This window comes from Rothia sp. HMSC061D12, from assembly GCF_001836735.1.
Lineage (GTDB): Bacteria > Actinomycetota > Actinomycetes > Actinomycetales > Micrococcaceae > Rothia.
Genome location: NZ_KV830305.1, coordinates 503,952 through 525,515, shown reverse-complemented (window position 1 = coordinate 525,515; position 21,564 = coordinate 503,952). Strand labels below are relative to the sequence as shown.

The 21,564-nt window shown below is 61.6% G+C and carries 17 protein-coding genes; 16 read left to right on the top strand and 1 reads right to left on the bottom strand.

The window, feature by feature from the left end; genetic code table 11:
* Nucleotides 1-69: 69 nt before the first annotated feature.
* The 9 genes from alaS (at nucleotide 70) to nusB (ending at nucleotide 10,730) form a co-directional block, all read left to right on the top strand.
* On the top strand, nucleotides 70-2,757 hold the full coding sequence (alaS, locus tag HMPREF2682_RS02030) for an alanine--tRNA ligase (RefSeq protein ID WP_070830900.1): 2,688 nt from the start codon (nucleotides 70-72) through the stop codon (nucleotides 2,755-2,757).
* A gap of 2 nt (nucleotides 2,758-2,759) precedes the next feature.
* The gene (ruvX, locus tag HMPREF2682_RS02025) at nucleotides 2,760-3,323 is read left to right on the top strand and encodes a Holliday junction resolvase RuvX (protein ID WP_060824745.1); all 564 of its coding nucleotides are present in this window, start codon (nucleotides 2,760-2,762) and stop codon (nucleotides 3,321-3,323) included.
* Entirely contained in the window at nucleotides 3,320-4,513 is a 1,194-nt protein-coding gene (gene mltG, locus HMPREF2682_RS02020) for an endolytic transglycosylase MltG (RefSeq protein WP_070830898.1), read from the top strand. The genes ruvX and mltG overlap by 4 nt, the downstream gene beginning before the upstream one ends.
* A 200-nt stretch (nucleotides 4,514-4,713) precedes the next feature.
* On the top strand, nucleotides 4,714-5,649 hold the full coding sequence (locus HMPREF2682_RS02015) for a shikimate dehydrogenase (protein WP_070830895.1): 936 nt from the start codon (nucleotides 4,714-4,716) through the stop codon (nucleotides 5,647-5,649).
* Nucleotides 5,650-5,768: 119 nt separating this feature from the next.
* Nucleotides 5,769-6,986 (top strand): chorismate synthase, encoded by a 1,218-nt coding sequence (gene aroC, locus HMPREF2682_RS02010; RefSeq protein WP_070616382.1) that lies wholly within the window; start codon nucleotides 5,769-5,771, stop codon nucleotides 6,984-6,986.
* Nucleotides 6,986-8,374, top strand: coding sequence for a shikimate kinase (locus HMPREF2682_RS02005; RefSeq protein ID WP_070830892.1), 1,389 nt, complete (start codon nucleotides 6,986-6,988; stop codon nucleotides 8,372-8,374). The genes aroC and HMPREF2682_RS02005 overlap by 1 nt, the downstream gene beginning before the upstream one ends.
* A 25-nt stretch (nucleotides 8,375-8,399) precedes the next feature.
* Nucleotides 8,400-9,530 carry a 3-dehydroquinate synthase gene (gene aroB / locus HMPREF2682_RS02000; protein ID WP_070830889.1) on the top strand — a complete coding sequence of 377 codons (1,131 nt, stop codon included), beginning with the start codon at nucleotides 8,400-8,402 and terminating at the stop codon, nucleotides 9,528-9,530.
* Nucleotides 9,531-9,756: 226 nt separating this feature from the next.
* Entirely contained in the window at nucleotides 9,757-10,320 is a 564-nt protein-coding gene (gene efp, locus HMPREF2682_RS01995) for an elongation factor P (protein WP_005505932.1), read from the top strand.
* Entirely contained in the window at nucleotides 10,320-10,730 is a 411-nt protein-coding gene (gene nusB / locus HMPREF2682_RS01990) for a transcription antitermination factor NusB (RefSeq protein ID WP_005505934.1), read from the top strand. The genes efp and nusB overlap by 1 nt, the downstream gene beginning before the upstream one ends.
* Nucleotides 10,731-11,101: 371 nt before the next feature.
* Here the strand turns inward: nusB and HMPREF2682_RS01985 are convergent, their stop codons facing one another.
* Nucleotides 11,102-11,824 (bottom strand): hypothetical protein, encoded by a 723-nt coding sequence (locus HMPREF2682_RS01985; protein WP_070830886.1) that lies wholly within the window; start codon nucleotides 11,822-11,824, stop codon nucleotides 11,102-11,104.
* A 323-nt stretch (nucleotides 11,825-12,147) separates the two neighbouring features.
* Between HMPREF2682_RS01985 and pyrR the strand changes: the two genes are divergently transcribed.
* The 7 genes from pyrR to pyrF all read left to right on the top strand — a co-directional run bounded on the left by pyrR (nucleotide 12,148) and on the right by pyrF (nucleotide 21,400).
* A complete protein-coding gene (pyrR, locus tag HMPREF2682_RS01980; RefSeq protein WP_246827236.1) occupies nucleotides 12,148-12,816 on the top strand; it encodes a bifunctional pyr operon transcriptional regulator/uracil phosphoribosyltransferase PyrR in 669 nt (222 codons plus the stop codon).
* Nucleotides 12,813-13,814, top strand: a complete 1,002-nt coding sequence (locus tag HMPREF2682_RS01975; protein ID WP_049352494.1) for an aspartate carbamoyltransferase catalytic subunit — start codon at nucleotides 12,813-12,815, stop codon at nucleotides 13,812-13,814. Before pyrR ends, HMPREF2682_RS01975 begins: the two co-directional genes overlap by 4 nt.
* 30 nt (nucleotides 13,815-13,844) lie before the next feature.
* The gene (locus tag HMPREF2682_RS01970; RefSeq protein ID WP_070830883.1) at nucleotides 13,845-15,146 is read left to right on the top strand and encodes a dihydroorotase; all 1,302 of its coding nucleotides are present in this window, start codon (nucleotides 13,845-13,847) and stop codon (nucleotides 15,144-15,146) included.
* A 144-nt stretch (nucleotides 15,147-15,290) separates the two neighbouring features.
* Nucleotides 15,291-15,830: a PH-like domain-containing protein gene (locus tag HMPREF2682_RS01965; protein ID WP_005508722.1), complete on the top strand. Its 540-nt coding sequence runs from the start codon at nucleotides 15,291-15,293 to the stop codon at nucleotides 15,828-15,830.
* A gap of 165 nt (nucleotides 15,831-15,995) precedes the next feature.
* Complete coding sequence (carA, locus tag HMPREF2682_RS01960; RefSeq protein ID WP_049327218.1) at nucleotides 15,996-17,183, top strand: glutamine-hydrolyzing carbamoyl-phosphate synthase small subunit; 1,188 nt, start codon at nucleotides 15,996-15,998, stop codon at nucleotides 17,181-17,183.
* A complete protein-coding gene (gene carB / locus HMPREF2682_RS01955; RefSeq protein WP_070830880.1) occupies nucleotides 17,184-20,504 on the top strand; it encodes a carbamoyl-phosphate synthase large subunit in 3,321 nt (1,106 codons plus the stop codon).
* Complete coding sequence (pyrF, locus tag HMPREF2682_RS01950) at nucleotides 20,504-21,400, top strand: orotidine-5'-phosphate decarboxylase (RefSeq protein ID WP_049337434.1); 897 nt, start codon at nucleotides 20,504-20,506, stop codon at nucleotides 21,398-21,400. The genes carB and pyrF overlap by 1 nt, the downstream gene beginning before the upstream one ends.
* Nucleotides 21,401-21,564: the final 164 nt, after the last annotated feature.

The following is a 21,564-nucleotide window of genomic DNA, read 5'->3' as shown; positions in this document are numbered from 1 at the left end:
GCTCTCGGACAGGCACCATAGGTCAGTAGACTAATTTAGAATTTCGCACAGATTACTCTAAGGAACGAGATGCTCTCACAGGAGATTTCCAAGCGCTGGATCGATTTCTTCGCTTCCCGCGGCCATACTGTGGTGCCTTCGGCATCGCTGATTTCGAACGAGCCCGGCGCTATGTTCACCATCGCCGGTATGGTGCCGTTCATTCCCTACTTCCTGGGCCGTGAGACCCCTCCGTTCTCCCGCGCGACCAGCGTGCAGAAGTGCATCCGCACCCTGGACATTGAAGAGGTCGGTAAGACTGCGCGTCACGGTACCTTCTTCCAGATGGCTGGTAACTTCTCGTTCGGTGATTACTTCAAGGAGCAGGCGATTCCGTTTGCTTACGAGCTGCTGACCACCCCTCAGGATAAGGGTGGTTTCGGCCTGGATCCGGAGCGCCTGTGGGTCACCATTTATGAGGGTGACGATGAGGCCTTCGACATTTGGCACAACAAGGTGGGCTTCCCGGCTGAGCGTATTCAGCGTATGGGCATGAAGGAAAACTACTGGTCCACCGGTCAGCCCGGCCCCGCAGGCCCCGACTCGGAGATCTTCTACGACCGTGGCCCCGCGTACGGTAAGGAAGGCGGCCCGGCGGCTGACGACGACCGTTACATTGAGATTTGGAACCTCGTGTTCATGCAGTACCAGCGTGGCGAGGGCATCGGTAAGGATGACTTCGAGATTCTGGGTGATCTGCCGAAGAAGAACATCGATACCGGTCTGGGCGTTGAGCGTCTTGCCATGCTGCTGCAGGGTGTTGAGAACTTCTACGAGACCGACCAGGTCCGCCCGGTTCTGGATGCTGCTTCTGAGCTGTCCGGTAAGAAGTACCACGGCTCTGAGTCTGCTGAGGATGAGGGCTACGAGGATGACGTGCGTATGCGCGTGGTGGCTGACCACATCCGTTCCTCGCTGATGCTGATTGCTGACGGCGTGACCCCCTCGAACGAGGGTCGCGGCTACATTCTGCGCCGTCTGATGCGCCGTGCGATTCGTGCGATGCGTCTGCTGGGTGTGACTGAGCCCTGCCTGCCCGTGCTGTTCCCGGCTTCGCGTGATGCGATGAAGGGTGCTTTCCCATACGTTGCTGACGACTTCGAGCGTATTTCCCGTATTGCGTACGCTGAGGAGAAGGCGTTCCTGCACACCATTGAGACCGGTACTGAGCGTCTGGAAGAGGCTGTTGCGGCAGCTAAGAAGGACGGCTCCAACGCTGTTTCTGGTGCTGAGGCGTTTGCTCTGCACGACACCTACGGCTTCCCGATTGACCTGACCCTGGAGATGGCTGCTGAGGCTGGCGTGAAGGTGGATGAGAAGTCCTTCCGCGAGCTGATGGCTGAGCAGCGTCACCGTGCGCAGGCTGACGCTAAGGCGAAGAAGGGTGCATTCGCTGACCTGTCCGAGCTGCGTAAGCTTGTGGACGAGCGTGGCTCCATCTTCACCGGTTACACTGAGCTGCGTACTGAGACTAAGCTGCGTGCAATCCTGGTGGACGGCGTTTCCGTGCCCGCCGCTAAGGCTGGCGACAAGATTGAGGTTGTCCTGGACGAGACCCCGTTCTACGCGGAGGCTGGTGGCCAGGCAGCTGATACCGGTGTTATTACCGGCAACGGCTTCATCATTGACGTTCAGGACGTTCAGCAGCCCGTGAAGGGTCTGAGCGTTCACCGCGCCGTTGTGCGTGAGGGTGAGGTTCACACCGGTGCCGATGTTGTGGCACAGGTTGACGTTCAGCGCCGCCGCGACGGTGAGAAGGCACACTCCGGTACCCACATCATTCACGCTGCCCTGCACCAGGTGCTCGGCAACGAGGCTACTCAGCGCGGCTCTTTCAACAAGGAAGGCTACCTGCGCTTCGACTTCGCGTGGAGCGAGGGCCTGTCCGAGTCCGCTAAGCGTGAGGTGGAAGAGGTCGCTAACCTCGCTATCCGCGATAACCACGAGGTAATTACTCGTGAGATGCCGCTGGCTGAGGCTAAGGCTCTGGGCGCGATGAGCCTCTTCGGCGAGAAGTACGGCGACGTGGTGCGTGTTGTTGAGATCGGCGGCGAGTTCTCCCGCGAGCTGTGCGGTGGTACCCACGTTGGTTCGTCCGCTGAGATTGGCTCCCTGACCCTGCTGACCGAGGGCTCTGTTGGCTCCGGTAACCGCCGTGTTGAGGCTCTGGTGGGTCTGGACTCCTTCAACCACCTGGCTGCTGAGCGTACCCTGGTGAACCAGCTGACCGGCCTGATGAAGGTTCAGTCCTCCGCTGATCTGCCCGAGAAGATTAACCAGACTCTGTCTAAGCTGAAGGCCGCTGAGAAGGAACTGGCTCAGCTGCGCCGCGAGAAGCTGCAGGCTGAGGCTGGCAAGCTGCTGGAGAACGCACAGACCATCGGTTCCGTGCGCGTTCTGGCGCATGACGCTGGCGAACTGGACGCTAACGGCGTTCGTGAGCTGGCTCTGGATCTGCGTTCGCGCTTCGGCTCCGAGGCCGCTGTTGTCGCCGTGGTGGGTGTGGCTAATGGCCGCCCCGTCGTCCTGGTGGCAACCAACGAGGGTGCTCGCGAGGCTGGCGTAAAGGCTGGCGCTCTGGTCCGCGTCGCTGCCGGTGTTCTCGGCGGCGGTGGCGGCGGTAAGGACGACGTCGCTCAGGGTGGTGGCCAGGACGCATCCAAGATTGGTGCTGCACTGGACGCTGTCCGCGACGCTATCGCACAGGCTCAGGCCTAAACATGGCGGAATTCCAGCGCGGAGTGCGGATGGGTGTCGATGTGGGTAATGCCCGCGTCGGCACCGCCCTCAGCGACCCCGACGGCATTCTCGCCACCCCGCTCAAGACGCTACGCCGCGACGCGAAGAAGAACTCTGACCGCCGTGTTTTGCGTAAGCTGATTGAGGTGAACGAGGTGGTGGAGGTTTTCGTCGGGCTTCCGAGGACCATGCGTGGTGGGGATTCTCCCTCCACGGAAATGGCTCGGGAGTACGCTCAGGCTCTGCGCTCCGAGTTGGATGCCGAAGAGAAGACACACATTAACATTTGGCTGGTGGATGAGCGACTCACCACCGTGAGCGCTCACCGTGCACTGCACGAGGCTGGGGTTTCCAGCCGAGATTTCAAGACTATGGTTGACCAGGTGGCGGCTGTGAATATTTTGCAGTACAGCCTGGATGCCCTCAAGGCGGGGCAGTCCGTAGCCGGGTACAAGGTGAGCGATCCGGCCCACGAAGAAAACCGACCGTCCGAGTCAGAAGGGACCACGGTCGGTGCCGTCAACGAAACGGAGAACCTTCAGTGACCGAACAGAATAAACATCCCGAAGAAAGCGGGCTCGACCTCTTTAGGCCCACGGCCGAGGACGAACGTAAGGGTATTACCGGCATCACGATGGAACAGGAAATCGTGTCGGTGGCTACGTTGCGTGCGCGTAAGCGCCGTCGCCGCGCCGTTATGCTGAGCGCAATTTCCCTGTTTGTCGTGGCTCTGGTCATCATTTCTGGTGCCCTGATTACTCGCTACGACCCGTTCAAGACTCGTGACTACTCGGGTGGCGGCAATGGTACGACCGTGACGTTCACGATTCGTTCTGGCCAGTCCACCGCGCAGGTGGCGCAGGAGCTTGAGGCGGCGGGCGTTATTGCTGATGCTGATAAGTTCGTTGAGGTGTACACCAAGGAGAGCAAGGGCAAGTACCTGCAGCCTGGCACCTACGAACTGCAGCAGCACATGAGCAGCTCGAGCGCTATTAGCACCATTATTGAGGCGAACAGCAACGTTCTGTACCTGGCAATCCCGCAGGGTAAGCGCGTGAGCGAGACCGTTGACCTGATTGTTTCTGGTTCGGACGGTGCGTTCACCCGCAAGCAGGTTGAGGACGCAATCAGCAACTACACCCAGTACGGTGTGCCGAGTAACTTCCCCTCGATTGAGGGTTGGCTGCACCCGGGTGAGTACCGCTTCCCGAAGGACACCGACATCAAGAAGGTCATTCAGACCATGGTTGATAAGACCAAGGCTGACTTGAAGGAAGCCGGCGTGAGCGGCGACCAGAAGATCTTCGAGGTGCTGACCATCGCATCCATCGTGGAGCTTGAGGCTCAGCCGAAGGACTACGTGGCGGTTGCAGGCATCATTGAGAACCGTCTGAACAACCCCGATGGTGAGACCTCGGGTCTGATTCAGTCGGATGCGACCGTGACCTACGGTCTGGGTGTCCGCTCGTACCACCTGACTGAGGAGCAGAAGGCCGATAAGAGCAATAAGTACAACACTTATGCGAATAAGGGTCTGCCGAAGGGTCCGATTGGTTCCCCGCAGCTGGCTTCGATTAAGGCAGCAGCGGCTCCCGAGAAGAACCCGTACTACTACTGGGTGACTGTGGACCTGGACTCCGGTGAGACCAAGTACTCCCGCACTTACGCTGAGCACCAGCGTTACGTTGAAGAGTACAACCAGTGGTGTACTAAGCACCCGAACCGTTGTAGCTAAGTTGTAACTAAGCGGTTTAGCCGGTAGCTACGATTCGGTAGTTTCGGCGTGAAGGTTCCTTGCTGAGGCGGGTACCGCCTCCACGAGAGTGGGGGAGGTGCCCGCCTTTGCTGTACCCGCTAAAATGGGAGGTGGCCCCCGCGGCCGTCCCTGTACCCAGCGTTGAGAACGACCCCCAGCGTGAGAGCGAAAGAGAGCCGATGAAGACTGAACCGTACCGCGAGGCCCCGTATCTTCGCCGTGCCTACGTGCTGGGGCACCCTATTGCGCATTCGCTGTCGCCTGCGCTGCATCGTGCGGCGTATGACTTTTTGGGTGAGGCGAACCTCGAGTACGATCGCCGTGACACTCTGCCCGATGATTTGCCGGAGATTATGCATGGCGTGCGCCACCCGAAGGGTACGGAGGACGCCCCGTATATTGCGGGCCTGTCGGTGACGATGCCGCTGAAGACCGCCGTCATCCAGTATTGCGATGAGTTGAGTGAGACTGCCTGCGTGACCGGTGCGGTGAATACGGTGTATCCGCGCGGTGAGAAGGTTCTGGGCGATAACACTGATGTGGTCGGCATCGTGAATGCGCTGCGCCATGCCGGTTTGGAGCCGGAACCGTTTAAGGATTCTGCCGCGATTGTGGGTGGAGGAGCGACCGCTATTTCCGCCCTGACCGCCTTACATGCGCTGGGTTACCGCCGCGTGAGCGTGTACGCCCGTTCCTTGCATAAGCTCGGTAGCGTGCAGGAGGCGGCGGACCGCCTGGGTGTTCAGCTGGAGCAGATTTCCTTGTCTGAGCTGCCGCAGAACCTTGCTGAGCGCGGCCATCACCCGGTGGTGTCTACGCTTCCGGCGCATGCGGCGGACGAGTGGGCGAGCCAGCTGACCGGTCTGAAGGGCGCCTCCGCGACGCACCGGCCGGTACTGCTGGATGTTGCGTATAACCCGTGGCCTTCGGTGCTGGCGAGCGTCTGGGAGGCGAACGGCGGCACGGTGGTCTCCGGCCTGGAGATGTTGCTGTACCAGGCGGTGGAGCAGGTTCTGCTGTTTACCGGCCGCACCCTGTCTGAGGGTGAACTGCTGGGTCTAATCAACGCGATGTGTGCGGCGGTTGATCTTGCGCCTCGCGCTTCCGTTTCGTGAAAAAAGCATGCTTCCACTCGCTCAGTAAACGGGCATTTTATACACTATTTATACACGTGAAGAATTATTATTCCTTCCTCCTGCGCTTCGGTGCGGGTGCGATGAAAAGAGGTTAACCTATGGCCCTGCGTTGGCTCACTGCCGGAGAATCCCACGGCGAGGCGCTCGTCGGCATTATTGAGGGCGTACCCGCCGGTGTGGAACTCACCAGCGACATGGTGCGTGACGCCCTGGCTCGCCGCCGACTCGGCTACGGCCGCGGTGCCCGCATGAAGTTCGAGGAGGACCGCGTGCGCATCCTGGGCGGTGTGCGCCACGGCCTGACTCAGGGTGGCCCGGTCGCGATTGAGATTGCGAACACCGAGTGGCCCAAGTGGACTGACGTGATGAGCTCTGACCCGGTGGATCCGAAGCTGATTGAGGGTCGTGCGCGTAACGCGGCGCTGACTCGTCCGCGCCCCGGTCACGCTGACTTTACCGGCATGCAGAAGTACAACTTCTCTGAGGCTCGCCCGGTGCTGGAGCGCGCTTCTGCTCGTGAGACTGCGACCCGCGTGGCTCTTGGCGTGGTTGCCGCTCAGATTTTGAAGGCTCTGGGTGTTGAACTGGTTTCTCACACTGTTGCTGTGGGCGGCGTGCACGCCCCCGAGGGTGCCCCGGTGCCTTCACCCCGCAACGTTGAGCAGCTGGATGCTGACCCGCTGCGCTGCTTCGATAAGCCCACCTCGGAAGCTATGGTTCAGCGTGTGGATGAGGCGCACAAGGACGGCGAGACCCTCGGCGGCGTGGTTGAGGTGCTCGCGTACGGTATGCCTCCCGGACTGGGTTCGTACGTGCACTGGGACCGCCGCCTGGACGCGCGCCTTGCCGCAGCCCTGATGGGTATTCAGGCTATTAAGGGCGTTGAGGTTGGCGACGGTTTCGCAACCGCTGACCGCCCCGGCACTGCCGCTCACGACGAGATTTCTATCGGCGAGCACGGTGTTACCCGCGATACCAACCGCGCAGGTGGTATTGAGGGCGGCATGAGCATTGGTGACCTGCTGCGTGTGCGCGCGGCAATGAAGCCCATTGCGACCGTGCCGAAGGCTCTGAAGACCATTGACACTTCCACCGGTGAAGAGGCTCGCGCCCACCACCAGCGTTCGGACGTGTGTGCCGTTCCCGCCGCCGGCGTGGTGGCGGAGGCTATGGTCGCCCTGGTGCTGGCCGAGGCGGCACTGGAGAAGTTTGGCGGCGACTCGATTGGTGAGACTCGCCGCAACATGGATTCCTACCTGGATGCTATTCCGGCGTCTCTGGCGTGGGAGTCTAACGTTGCCGGTTGGGACGCGTAGTGCCTCTTCCGGCGGAATCTGAGGGCCGCGGCGCTAAGGGTCGCGGTTCCGGGGAGGTTTCTGTGGAGCAGGGTGTTCGCCCGGTCGCTTCGAGCCCCCTTGCACGTATTGCTGCGGCGACGCAGCGTGCGCGAGGGGTCGCTTCGCCGCGCCCGGAATCCGGTGCATCTGCCGCGGCTGAGCAGGCTGTTGAGGCGGCGGGCACTGAGGTTGCGGGCGTTGAGGCTCGTGAGGCTGTCGCGTCGGTTTCTTCTGCGCGCCCGGCTTCTCGCGTGCCGACCCCGGCTGACCTGATGCGTTCGGGGGTTCGCCGCCTGCCCGCCGCTGCCGCGAGCACGCAGGGTGTGCGCCTGTACGCCTCCTCGGTGTCTGAGGACGCCGACCCGGCGCTGGGCCTGGACGAGGACCTGCGCCTGAAGCTACTCAGCGCCCTGCAGGGCATGGCTGAGAAGGAGCCTCGCGAGGAGTCGGCACAGGCCGAAACTTCCGCAACCCCCGCACCCAAGCCCGCCGCCCCGAAGCCGGTAGCTCCCAAGCCGACCGCACCTCAGCAGGCTCAGCCCGCGGCGGGGGAGAGCGCAACCTCTGCCCCCGCACCCAAGCCCGCTGCGCCCAAGCCGTTGCGTCCGACCCCGGCGCTGTTCGGCAAGGTTCAGGTTTCTGCGGCCGAGTCTGTGGCCGAGGAAATCGCGGCGGTGGATTCTGCTGAGGCCGCTGCCGAAACCGAGGCGCGCGCCGCATCCGAGGCGGAGCTGGATGTCGAGTCCGAGACCGTTGAGCTTGAGGAGTGCGCGCGCATCCACCCGCAGCAGGTGCGTGAAATGCACGAGAACTTCGCAGAACGCTCCCGCCCCATCGTGCTCATCGGCCCCATGGCGGCAGGCAAAACCTACATTGGTACGCACCTGGCGCGTTTCTACGGCTACGAGTTTCTCGACGCCGACCAGCTGATTGTGGAACGCTACGGCGAAGTCTCCGAGATCTTCGAGATTTTCGGTGAGGCGCACTTCCGCGAGCTCGAACGCAAGACTATCGAAGAGGTCCTCACCTCGCCCGTGTACCGCAACACGGTGTTCTCCCTGGGCGGCGGCGCACCCATGACTGACTCGGTCGCGGAGCTGCTCAAGGACGAATGCGTGGTGTACATCCTCGTTGATGCCGAGACTGTCACCCCGCGCATTACCGGCAACAAGACCCGCCCGCTGCTGCAGCCGAACCCGGTCGAGCGGTGGACCGACATTTTTGAGCGCCGCCGCAGCCGATACGAAGAGCTGGCACACTTTACCCTGGATGCACGAGGCGGTCGCCCCATTACCGAGATGACCGCCGAGATCCAGGCGTACGTGACCGCGACCCGCGCCTCCCGCGCGCAGCGCCCCCAAGCTTAACCCCTCACCTGTGAAAGGACACATGATGAGCACTCAGCCCACCCCCACTTTCGGTGCCTCCGGCGCGGAAGATATTACCCGCATCCCGGTGACCGGCAGCTCCCCGCGTGAGAACTATGAGGTTCTCATCGGCCACAACCTGCTCGGTAAAATCCCCGAAATTCTGGGCAACCGCACCAAGAAGGTGCTCGTGATTCACCCGCGTGCCCTGCGTTCCACCGGTGAGCTCGTCATGGAAGACCTGCGTGCCATGGGTTACGAGTCGTTCAGCGCCGAAATCCCGGACGCTGAGGAGGCGAAGCACTACCAGGTGGCGGCGTTCTGCTGGCAGGTGCTCGGTCAGAACGACTTCACCCGCACCGACGCTATTATTTCCGTGGGTGGCGGCGCTATTACTGACGTTGCCGGCTTCGTGGCGGCAACCTGGCTGCGCGGCGTGCGCGTCATCCACATTCCGACCACCCTGCTCGGCATGGTGGATGCGGCTGTGGGTGGTAAGACCGGCATCAACACCGCCGAGGGTAAGAACCTGGTGGGTGCGTTCTGGCCGCCCGCCGCGGTGCTCTGCGAGATTGGCACCCTGCGCACTCTGCCCGAGCACGAACTGCTGACCGGTATGGGTGAGGTCGTCAAGTGCGGCTTCATCGCCGACCCCGAAATCCTCGACCTGATCGAGGCGAACCCGCAGGCTGTGCGCGACTCGCAGTCCGCCGTCATGCGTGAACTCATTGAGCGCAGCGTGCGCGTGAAGGCTGAAGTTGTCTCTGAGGACCTGCGCGAGTCCGGCCGCCGCGAAATCCTGAACTACGGCCACACCCTCGCACACGCCATCGAGCGTAACGAGCGTTACCAGTGGCGCCACGGCGCGGCAGTTTCCGTGGGCATGGTGTACGCCGCCGAGCTGGCGCTGGCAACCGGCCACGCCGACGAAGAACTCGTGGCACGCACCCGCCGCATCCTCGAATCCCTGGGCCTGCCCACCTCCTACAAGGCAGACGCATGGCCCCAGCTGCTCGAAGCAATGCGCCGCGATAAGAAGGCACGCGGCAACCTGCTGCGCTTCATCATTCTTGACGGTTTGGCTCGCCCGCGCGTCTACGAGGTGCCGGACGATTCGATTCTGTACATGACCTACCAGGAGATTATCTCCGAGTAGGTGATGAGTCCCGTACATTCACCGGAAGCACACGCCACGCGACCGCCAGCATACGGCAGCCAGCATGCGCCAGCCGGGTGGGGTGCCACAGAAACTGTGGCGCACCTGCTAGGCAAATTCGTGCACATCCTGTAGAATGTACGGGACATAATTTTGCTCATTGAAAACTTAGCGCCGCGCCGGGTACCACTACGGCGTGGGCGTCGATGACACGAAGGAGAGCCCCATGGCATCCACTACCGATATTAAGAACGGCGCCGTCCTGAAGATTGACGGCAACCTCTGGTCCGTTGTAGAGTTCCAGCACGTTAAGCCCGGTAAGGGTGGCGCGTTCGTCCGCACCAAGCTGCGCAACGTTACCTCCGGCAAGGTCGTCGACCGCACCTTCAACGCTGGCGCTAAGATCGAAACCGCAACCGTTGACCGCTCCGACTACCAGTACCTGTACCAGGACGGCGACGACTACGTCTTCATGGACATGAAGACCTACGACCAGATCAACGTTCCCGCAACCGTTGTCGGCGACGCAGCAAACTACATGCTCGAGTCCCAGACCGCAACCATCGCAATGCACGAGGGTAGCCCCCTGTACATCGAGTTGCCCGCATCCGTGGTCCTCGAAATCACCTACACCGAGCCCGGCCTGCAGGGTGACCGCTCCACCGGCGGCACCAAGCCCGCAACCGTTGAGACCGGCTACGAAATCCAGGTTCCCCTGTTCCTGGAGACCGGCACCAAGGTCAAGGTTGACACCCGCACCGGTGAGTACCTTGGTCGTGTGAACGACTAATGAATTCGCGTACGAAAGCCCGATTGCGCGCCCTCGAAGTGCTCTTCGAGGCGGATCAGCGCAACGAAGATTATATTGAGGTACTCCGCCGCCGCCGACTGTACACGGTAGCGCAGATTTCTGCATACTCTGAAGAAATCATTCGTGGCGTCCGCGACCACGACGAAGAGATCCGCGAGTTTGTTGAGACTTACGCCCGTGACTGGTCCTTCGAGCGTATGCCCGCCGTGGACCGTGCCGTGCTGCGTATCGGCACTTGGGAACTTCTGTACAACGACGAAGTTCCGGATGCTGTCGCAATTTCTGAGGCTGTCGGTCTGGCGCGTGTGCTGTCCACGAATGAATCTCCGAAGTTCGTGAACGGTCTGCTGGATAAGCTCCGTCAGGTGAAGCCGACCCTGCTCGCGTAAGACGTCCCGCCGCGGCCTGCCCGCCAGCTTTTATGACTGGTTGGTTTGCTGCTGTTGAGGATGCACCCGCAGGGGAGCGTACGTGAAACCCCCGCCGTACTGTAGTTCGCTACAGGACGGCGGGGGTTTTCTGTGTCTAGGTTGCGTTTGGTTGGTGCAGTTCTGCGTGGGGTTCCGTATTGGGTGCGGATGCGCTCGCAGGGTTTGTTAGCAACAGTTGAGGTTTCATCGGAGCCCGTGGGTAGGGTAGGCGGCAACAGTCGAGGCTTCACCGGACAACGCAGGCGGGGGAGTGCCCCCTCTGCGGCGCTGAGCGCCTTGAGGACGGAGCCCCCGCCCTGCGTGTCCGGTATGCGCCTCGTTTAGTATCACTACTCGCTTTGAGCGGATGCGGTCGCCTCGCTCGTAGCGTCTGCTTCGTCTCCGCAACCGTAATGAAGGGTCTCAGATTTGACAACAACAAACGCATTATCTTCAGAACGGCGAAGAACAAAGACCCGTCGCGTTAGTTGAGGGTCCTTAAATTTCTTACCCTCAGCAGAGCGAACGTTACTCCAGTCTTCACAGAACGTGATGGTTGCGCCGGTGTTGTATGAGACAGAACCATCGTCGTGCATGGTTCCATAGGTGACTGGATCGATGTTATTGAAGGCAATTTCGCCCTTGATAGGACCGTGGTTTTCTTCTGTGAACTTTTGAATATTCTCCACTTCCTCCTTTGTGTCTTCCAGGAAGGATTTATCCACGTATCGGAGCAGCTCTTCATCACTCGTGTGCTCCAGGCTCCCATGCATCCATGCATTCCAAACACGTCGGTACTGTTCCAACGCATCGTATGCAGCCTTGAGGGTCGCATCTGCTGCTTCCTTCGACGGGTTATCCAAATCAACGTTCGCACGAATCAGCACGGGCTCATAACCCGTCGGAGTGGGTGAAGGAGTGGGAGTCGCGGAAGCTTCAGTGCTCGCCGACTCAGTGCTCGCGGAGGTGGAAGCACTCGATTCTGCGTTGACCTGCGCGCCGCCGGAACATGCGGACAGGGTGAGCATCATTGCCGCAGAAAGTGCGGCAATAGAAGTACGGTTAAACATCATTGTTAATTCTTTTCTGGTGTGTGGTTGTGTAAACCGCAGAATTATCCATACAACAACGTGTGGAATTCAGCGGAATGTTATCGGTTGATGTCATTACCCTAACATACATCTGCAGAGCGCACACCCCGGTTTAGTTTTTGTCCATTTTGTCGAGAGTCTGCTTGTTGCAGCGCAGATTAGGGATGCGGTACGTGCCTCACCGCTGTCTCCCCCTCACCGTGAGCGGTCTCTCGCCGAACCTGAACGTAGCCTGTGAACTGTGGTACCCTACTAGAAGCACAAAACCTTTAAATCCGTCCCGTGAGGCGGGGAAGGAGACGGCTATGCCTGGGTCAACTGTACCCACATCCGGCGCGAATCAGGGGCGAAATGTAACCGCAGCCCCCCATTCGGCAACCCCTCAAAGCACCTCCGAGGACGTGACCACCGTCGGTCGCACCATCCTCAGCGAGGACGAAATCCGCCGCGCCCTCACCCGCATCGCCTACGAAATTATTGAAACTAATAAAGGCGTAGAAAACCTCGTACTCATCGGCATCCGCTCCCGCGGCGTGCCCCTCGCCGTACGACTCGCCGCCCGCATCCAAGCCATCGAGCCGAACTTCAACGCAGAAACACGAATCGGCGCCCTGGACATCACCGCCTACCGCGACGACCAGCGAACCGGCGGCACCACCTCCCCAGACACCGCAGGGGAAAGCATCATGCCCACCATCGGCATTGAAGGCAAAACCGTAGTCCTCGTTGACGACGTCCTCTACTCCGGCCGCACCGTACGCGCCGCCCTCGACGCACTCAACGCCCACGGACGACCCGCCCTCGTACGCCTGGCAGTCCTCGTAGACCGCGGACACCGGCAACTACCCATCCGTGCCGACCACGTGGGCAAAAACCTGCCCACCAGCGCCAGCGAAACCGTGCGCGTCGTACTGACTGAAACCGACAACGCAACAGACCGAGTTGACATTATCCAGCTGGGAGGGCTCTCATGAAGCATCTGCTCGACACCCGCGAACTAACCCGCGAAGAAGCTATCGAAATCCTTGACGTCGCCGACTACATGGCGCAGGTCAAGGCCGAAAACCGCACCCTGAACGTGCTCAACGGCAAGACCGTCGTCAACCTCTTCTTCGAGGACTCCACCCGAACCCGCCTCTCCTTCGAAGCCGCTGAGAAGCGCCTGGGTGCAGCGGTCACCAACTTCTCCGCTTCTGGCTCCTCCGTGTCTAAGGGTGAGTCGCTCAAGGACACCGCGCAGACTCTCAAGGCGATTGCCGCGGATGCGTTCGTGATCCGCCACTCGGCATCCGGCGCGCCGCAGCGCCTCGCCGAGGCAGGCTGGACCGACATCCCCGTACTCAACGCGGGCGACGGCACCCACGCACACCCCACCCAGGCACTGCTCGACGCCGTATCCCTGCGCCAGTACAAGGCAGAACGCGACGGCCTCGACAGCCCCCGCGGCACCGACCTGTCCGGCATGCGCGTGCTCATCGTTGGCGACATCCTGCACTCGCGTGTGGCACGCTCCAACCTCTGGCTGTTGCACACCCTCGGCGCACAAGTCGTCTTCGTCGCACCGCCGACCCTGCTACCGCTGAATACCGCCTCCTGGGTTGAAGAAGCCGGCCTGGAAATCTTCCACGACTTCGACGAAGCCATCGCCACCAACCCCGACGCCGTCATGCTGCTGCGCATCCAGAAGGAACGCATGAACGCCGCGTACTTCCCCTCCGCCGAGGAGTACACCGAGCTGTGGGGCCTGACCGCCGAGCGTTTCGCCACCCTGCAGGCGCAGCCGCAGCCGGTCGCCATCCTGCACCCGGGCCCCATGAACCGCGGCCTGGAAATCTGCACCGAAGCCGCCGACGCCACCAACTCCTGGGTCCTGCGCCAGGTCAGCAACGGCGTGGCGCTACGCATGGCGGTGCTCTACCTGCTTCTGACCGACGGCTCCAGCGCCAAGCTCTACGCCGGCGACGAATCCTAAACGACCTTCCTAACGAGAGGAACCAACACCATGAGCAAGTACCTGATCAAGGGCGCAAGCCTCTACGGCGAAAAGGTCGCCGACATCCTCATCGAGGACGGCGTGATTAGCCGCATTGCAGAGAACATCGACGCCGCGGATGCGCAGGTCGTCGAGGCTGCCGGCCAGGTGGCGCTGCCCGGCCTGGTCGACATCCACACCCACCTGCGTCAGCCCGGCTACGAGGCATCTGAAACCGTTGAGACCGGCACGCGCGCGGCAGCCCTGGGCGGCTACACCGCAGTGTTCGCCATGGCAAACTCCATGCCCGTGGCAGACACCGCCGCAGTTGTTGAGCAGGTTGACCGCCTCGGCAAGGAATCCGCATGGTGCCGCGTGCAGCCCATCGGCGCAGTGACCGTGGGCCTGAAAGGCGAGCGCCTCTCCGACATCGGCGGCATGGCGAACTCCACCGCGAACGTGCGCGTGTTCTCTGACGACGGCATGTGCGTGTACGACCCCGCCGTGATGCGCCGCGCCCTCGAATACGTCAAGACCTTCGACGGCGTTATTGCGCAGCACGCGCAGGAGCCGCGCCTGACCGAAGGCGCCCAGATGAACGAAGGTAAGGTGTCCGCTGACCTCGGCCTGGCCGGCTGGCCCGCCGTCGCTGAAGAGGCAATCATCGCCCGCGACGTGCTGCTGGCTGAGCACCTGGACTCCAAGCTGCACATCTGCCACCTGTCCACCAAGGGCTCCATTGAGGTTGTGCGCTGGGCTAAGTCCCGCGGCGTGAAGGTGACCGCGGAGGCAACCCCGCACCACCTGCTGCTCACCGACGAGACCGCACGCACCTACGACCCGATTTTCAAGGTGAACCCGCCGCTGCGCACCGAAGAGGACGTCATGGCGCTGCGTCAGGCTGTTGCTGACGGCATCATCGACGTGATCGGTACCGACCACGCACCGCACCCGGCAGAGACCAAGGAATGCGAGTGGGCGTGCGCCGCGAACGGTATGACCGGCCTGGAGCAGGCACTGTCCATAATCCAAATGACCCTGGTTGACACCGGCATGATTACCTGGCGCGATGTGGCACGCATCCTCTCCGAGGAGCCCGCGAAGATTGGTCGCCTGGACCACGAGCAGGGCCGCCCGCTTGCCGAAGGCGAACCGGCAAACATTGTGCTGGTCGACCCGAAGGCAACCCGCGTCATCAAGCCGGAGGAGCAGGCAACCAAGGGTAAGAACAACCCCTACCGCGACATGGAGGTGCCCGGCTCGGTCCGTGCAACCTTCTACGCTGGCCACCCGACCGTGCTGAACGGCGAGCTGGCAACCCCGCGCCGCTAAACCCGCGAGGCGAACGTACGTGGTGACCGTGCCTGGCGGTGGTAGGTTCACGCCTGCCACCGCCTCGCCGGGAGCACCGCCCCCAACCTCACCAACCCAGGCCGAGATCATCGACCGAGACCCTAACCGAAAGAGAGAACCTTCGTGGGAAAGTTCCTGACCGCCGTCATCTGCATCGCCCTGGTCGCCCTGTGCATCTACGGCATGTGGCACGGATGGCGCTCGCGCCTGGCACGCCAGGCGAACATGTTCGGCTCCCTCAAGGAAGTTCCCGAACGCTACGAGGGCATGACCGCTGACGCCGCTTTCGAGGGCGAGTACGTCAGCACCACGATCTTCGGTAACTGGCTGGACCGTGTGGGTTTCGATTCGCTCGGCTTCAAGAGCAAGTCCACCCTGCTGATTTACCCGGACAGCATCATCTTCACCCGTAACGGCGCGAAGGACCTGTGGATTCCGGCGAAGAAGCTCGCAGTCATCACCACCGACCGCGGTATGGCGGGCAAGGTTGTGGAGAAGAACGGCCTGGTCGTGATTGGTTGGACCCTGGACGGTCACCGCGTGCAGACCGGCTTCCGCACCCGCTACGCCGAGGACAAGCAGGCGGTACTGCGGGAGCTGCGCCGCATCGCCCCGAACGCTGTGGATGCGCCCGAGAAGTGGGCGGCAGAACCGGAAGCCTAAATCCCGGTGTAATATCCCGGCGCAATATCCCTGCGCACCCACACCCAAGATTTTGCCCCACGGCAGGCGCACAACCCGCCGAAGGCACCATAGACTACCCCGGAACCTGCACGGTAGAGGCCGTACAGGAAGCGGGGGAGAACACCAGAGAAAAGGAAGAAGAGCATGACTGACATGACACGATCCGGCGCCCTGCGTACGGACCGCGCGCTGCTCGTCCTGGAGGACGGCACCGTCTACCGCGGCTACGGCTACGGCGCAACCGGCGCGTCCCTGGGCGAGGCGGTTTTCTCGACCGGTATGACCGGCTACCAGGAAACCCTGACCGACCCCTCCTACGCGGGTCAGATTGTGGTTCAGACCGCTCCCCATATCGGCAACACCGGCGTGAACACCACCGACGCTGAGTCCCGCAAGATTTGGGTTGCCGGCTACGTGGTTCGCGACGCAGCACGCGTGGCATCCAACTGGCGTTCTGAGCGCACCCTCGACGAAGAGCTCATCGAGCAGGGCATCGTCGGTATTCAGGGCATTGACACTCGCGCCCTGACCCGCCGCCTGCGTTCGAGCGGTTCGATGCGTGCGGGCGTGTTCTCCGGTGAGCACGCAGAACGCCCCGAAGCTGAACTGCTGGAGGAGGTGCGCGCCTCCGAGCCGATGGCTGGCCGTAAGCTCGCTGACTCCGTTTCGGTTGACACCGCCTACACCGTTGAGCCGCACCAGTTCAACTGGTTCGCACCCCCGGTCGCGACCATTGTCGCCCTGGACCTGGGTATCAAGTCGATGACCCCGCAGCGTTTCGCTGAGCGCGGCGTGCGCGTGCACGTGCTGCCCGCAAGCGCAACCCTTGAGGACATCTACTCCCACAACCCCGACGGCGTGTTCTTCTCCAACGGTCCCGGTGACCCGGCAACCGCTGACGAGCAGGTTGAGCTGCTGCAGGGCGTGCTGCGTAAGGGCACCCCGTTCTTCGGCATCTGCTTCGGTAACCAGCTGCTCGGCCGCGCCCTGGGCTTCGGCACCTACAAGCTGCCCTTCGGTCACCGCGGCATCAACCAGCCGGTCATGGACAAGACCACCGGCAAGGTTGAGATCACCGCGCAGAACCACGGCTTCGCTGTGGACGCGCCGATTGGCGACTACGTGACCGCACCGAACGCCGAGTTCGGTCAGGTCATGGTCTCCCACGTGGGTCTGAACGACAACGTGGTTGAGGGCCTGACCTGTAAGGACATCCCCGCGTTCTCCGTGCAGTACCACCCCGAGGCTGCTGCGGGCCCGCACGATTCCGCCTACCTCTTTGACCGTTTCATCGACCTGATGGTCGCAACCAAGACTGCAAAGGAAGCATAAATGCCTCGTCGTACTGACCTTAATAGCGTCCTCGTCATCGGTTCCGGCCCTATCGTCATCGGTCAGGCAGCGGAATTCGACTACTCCGGTACTCAGGCGCTGCGCGTGCTGAAGGAGGAGGGCGTGCGCGTCATCCTCGTGAACTCGAACCCGGCAACCATCATGACCGACCCCGAGTTCGCGGACGCCACCTACATTGAACCCATCACCCCCGAGGTGATTGAGAAGATCATCGAGAAGGAAAAGCCGGACGCAATCCTGCCGACCCTGGGTGGTCAGACCGCGCTGAACGCGGCTATTTCCCTGGATGAGCGCGGCGTGCTCGCCAAGTACAATGTTGAGCTCATCGGCGCGAACATTGAGGCGATTAACCTCGGTGAGGACCGTGAAGCATTCAAGGGTGTTGTGGAGCGCGCCGGCGGCGAGTCTGCACGCTCGGTCATCGTCCACTCCATGCCGGAGGCACTGGAAGCCGCTAAGGAGCTGGGCTACCCGATGGTGGTTCGTCCCTCCTTCACCATGGGTGGTCTCGGCTCGGGTATGGCGTACAACGAGGAAGACCTCTACCGTATTGCCGGCGCCGGTATTCAGTACTCGCCGACCAGCGAGGTCCTGCTGGAGGAGTCCATCCTCGGCTGGAAGGAATACGAGCTGGAGATGATGCGTGACACCAACGACAACGTCGTGGTCGTCTGCTCCATCGAAAACTTTGACCCCGTGGGCGTGCACACCGGTGACTCCATCACCGTGGCACCCGCACTGACCCTGACCGACCGTGAGTTCCAGAAGCTGCGCGACATCGCGATTAACGTGATTCGTGAGGTTGGCGTGGACACCGGTGGTTGTAACATCCAGTTCGCGATTGACCCGAAGACCGGCCGCATCATCGTCATTGAGATGAACCCGCGTGTGTCTCGTTCCTCGGCGCTCGCGTCGAAGGCTACCGGCTTCCCGATTGCGAAGATTGCGACCAAGCTGTCCCTGGGCTACACCCTGGATGAGATTCCGAACGATATCACCCAGAAGACCCCGGCGTCCTTCGAGCCGACCCTCGACTACGTGGTTGTGAAGGTTCCGCGCTTTGCGTTTGAGAAGTTCCCGGCTGCTGACCCGACCCTGACCACCACCATGAAGAGTGTTGGCGAGGCTATGGCTCTGGGCCGTAACTTCACTGAGGCTCTGCAGAAGGCGATGCGTTCGCTGGAGCAGAAGGGTGCGTCCTTCTCGTTCAAGCCGCTGTCCCTGTCTGAGGCTGAGCTGGCTGAGCTGATTGAGAAGACTAAGGTTCCGACCACTCAGCGTATCTACCAGGTTCAGCAGGCTCTGCTGGCTGGCGCTACCGTGGAGCAGCTGCACGAGGCGACCAAGATTGACCCGTGGTTCCTGGATCAGCTGGTGCTGCTGAATGAGGTTGCTGGCGTGGTGTATGAGAAGCGTGACCACCTTGACCCGGAGACCCTGAAGCTGGCTAAGCGTCACGGTTTCTCGGACGCTCAGATCGCTGAGATTATCGGCTCTTCTGAGGATGTTGTGCGCGGTGTTCGCCACGCTCTGGGTATTCGCCCGGTCTTCAAGACTGTTGACACCTGTGCTGCTGAGTTTGAGGCGTTCACCCCGTACCACTACTCCTCCTACGACCTGGAGGACGAGGTTGCGCACCACGAGAAGCCCTCGATTATGATTCTGGGTTCGGGCCCGAACCGTATCGGTCAGGGTATCGAGTTCGACTACTCGTGTGTGCACGCTTCGCTGGTGCTGCGTTCGCTGGGTTACGAGACCGTCATGGTCAACTGCAACCCTGAGACCGTTTCGACCGACTACGATATTTCGACTCGCCTGTACTTCGAGCCGCTGACCCTTGAGGATGTGCTGGAGATTGTTGAGTCGGAGCGTCGTACCGGCGGTCTGATGGGCGTGTTCGTGCAGCTGGGCGGTCAGACCCCGCTGAAGCTGGCTCGTGCCCTGAAGGATGCGGGCGTGCCGATTCTGGGCACCACCCCCGAGGCTATTGACCTGGCTGAGGACCGCGGCGAGTTCTCCCGCGTGCTGGAGGAGGGCGGCCTGATTTCGCCCAAGAACGGTACCGCGTTCACCTTCGAGGGTGCTAAGCGCATCGCTGACGAGATTGGTTACCCGGTTCTGGTTCGCCCCTCGTACGTGCTGGGCGGCCGCGGCATGGAGATCGTCTACGACGAGGCGAACCTGGCTCGCTACCTGGAGAACGCTACCGAGGTTTCGCCCTCGCAGCCGGCTCTGATTGATAAGTTCCTTGAGGACGCTATCGAGATTGACGTTGACGCCCTGTTCGACGGCGAGGAGCTGTACCTGGGCGGCGTCATGGAGCACATTGAGGAAGCCGGTATTCACTCGGGTGACTCTTCTTGTACTCTGCCTCCGATTACTCTTGGCCCGGACATCATCGCGAAGGTGAAGGACGCTACCGAGAAGATTGCTCGCGGCACCGGCGTGCGCGGCCTGATTAACATTCAGTTCGCGTACGTGTCTGAGAACCTGTACGTGATTGAGGCGAACCCGCGTGCGTCCCGTACTGTTCCGTTCGTGTCGAAGGCTACCGGCGTGCAGATGGCTAAGGCCGCTGTGCTGATTGGTCTGGGTAAGACCATTGCTGAGCTGAAGGCCGAGGGCTACCTGCCGTCGAAGATGGATGGTGCGTCCCTGCCGCAGGAGACCGCGATTGCTGTGAAGGCTGCGGTTCTGCCGTTCGCTCGTTTCCGCACTCCCGAGGGTGTTGTGGTGGATTCGCTGCTGAGCCCGGAGATGCGTTCGACCGGTGAGGTCATGGGTCTGGATAAGCACTATGACACCGCGTTCGCGAAGGCTCAGGCTGGTGCTGGTTCGCCGCTGCCGACCTCCGGTAAGGTGTTCATCTCGGTGGCTAACCACGATAAGCGTAACGTCATTATTTACGCGAAGATGCTGGAGTCGCTGGGCTTCGAGATTGTTTCGACCGGTGGTACCGCTGAGATTCTGCGCCGTAACGGCCTGAACTCGGTGATTGTGGCGTCGAAGTTCGCTGAGGCGAATGGCGACCACTCGATTGTGGACATGGTCCGCAACGGTGACATTGACCTGATTCTGAACACCCCTGCCGGTGGTGCTGCTCGTAGCGATGGTTACGAGATTCGTGCCGCTGCGGTTTCGGTGGGCTGCCCGGTCATGACCACCATTTCTGAGTTCGCTGCGGCTGTTCAGGCGATTAATGCTCTGCGTGAGCACAGCTGGGACATTATGAGCCTGCAGGAGCATGACGTTCAGCTGGCTGCCGCTGTGGATGCTCGTTCCGAGGGTGGCGAGGCGTAATGTCCGCTGCTTTTGGTGATCGTCTGGCGAAGGCGATGGCGGAGCGCGGCCCGCTGTGTGTGGGTATTGATCCGCATCCGAACCTGCTGGAGCAGTGGGGTCTTGAGGATTCCGCTGCCGGTCTGGCCGCCTTCACCGAGGCCGTGTACGAGGGTTGCGCCCCGTTTGCGGCGGCGTTGAAGCCTCAGGTGGCGCTGTTTGAGCGTCACGGCTCTGCCGGTCTTGCCGTGCTGGAGGCGCTGTTCGCCCGCGCTGCCGCTGATGGTGTGCTGATTGTTGCTGACGCTAAGCGCGGCGATATCGGCTCGACCATGAAGGCGTACGCGGATGCGTGGCTCGGCTCCTCGTCGCCGCTGGGTACCGATTCGGTGACTTTGAGCCCGTATCTGGGTTTTGAGTCGCTGCGTCCGGCGCTGGATTTGGCTGATGAGAATGACCGCGGCACGTTCGTGTTGGCGTTGACCTCGAACCCCGAGGGTAAGAGCGTTCAGCACGTGGGCGCATCGGAGTCTGGTCATTCCGGCGAGTCTGAGGGTCATTCTGGCGAGTCTGGGGGCGCTGTGGCTAAGCGTATTATCGCTGCGGCTACCGCTGAGAATGCTTCCCGCCAGTGGGAGCAGATGGGCCCGTGCGGCCTGGTGGTTGGCGCGACCGTTGGTCAGGCGCTGGTTGATTTGGGTATTGACCTGAGCGTGTTCAACGGCCCGATCCTGTCGCCGGGTTACGGTGCACAGGGCGCTTCGGCAGCTGACCTGTATCGCGTGTTTGCGGGCGTTGAGTCACAGGTGCTGGTGAATTCCAGCCGTGGCGTGCTGGCTGCTGGCCCGTCGGTTGAGGGTTTGGCGCAGGCTGCGCAGGCGGCTCGTGATGACCTGTTGGCGGCTCGCGGCGCATAGTTCGCGTGTTGTGTGAGAGGGGCGTGTGCTCCGGGTGGATTCTGTTGAGGGTCTGCTCGGGGTGCACGCCCTTTGTGCGTACCTGGTTTTTCTATTGGTGGTTTGTGCCGGTAGCGCGGCAGTTTTGGGTGTTTTATCGCATTTTTTCGGTACATCCGCATGCA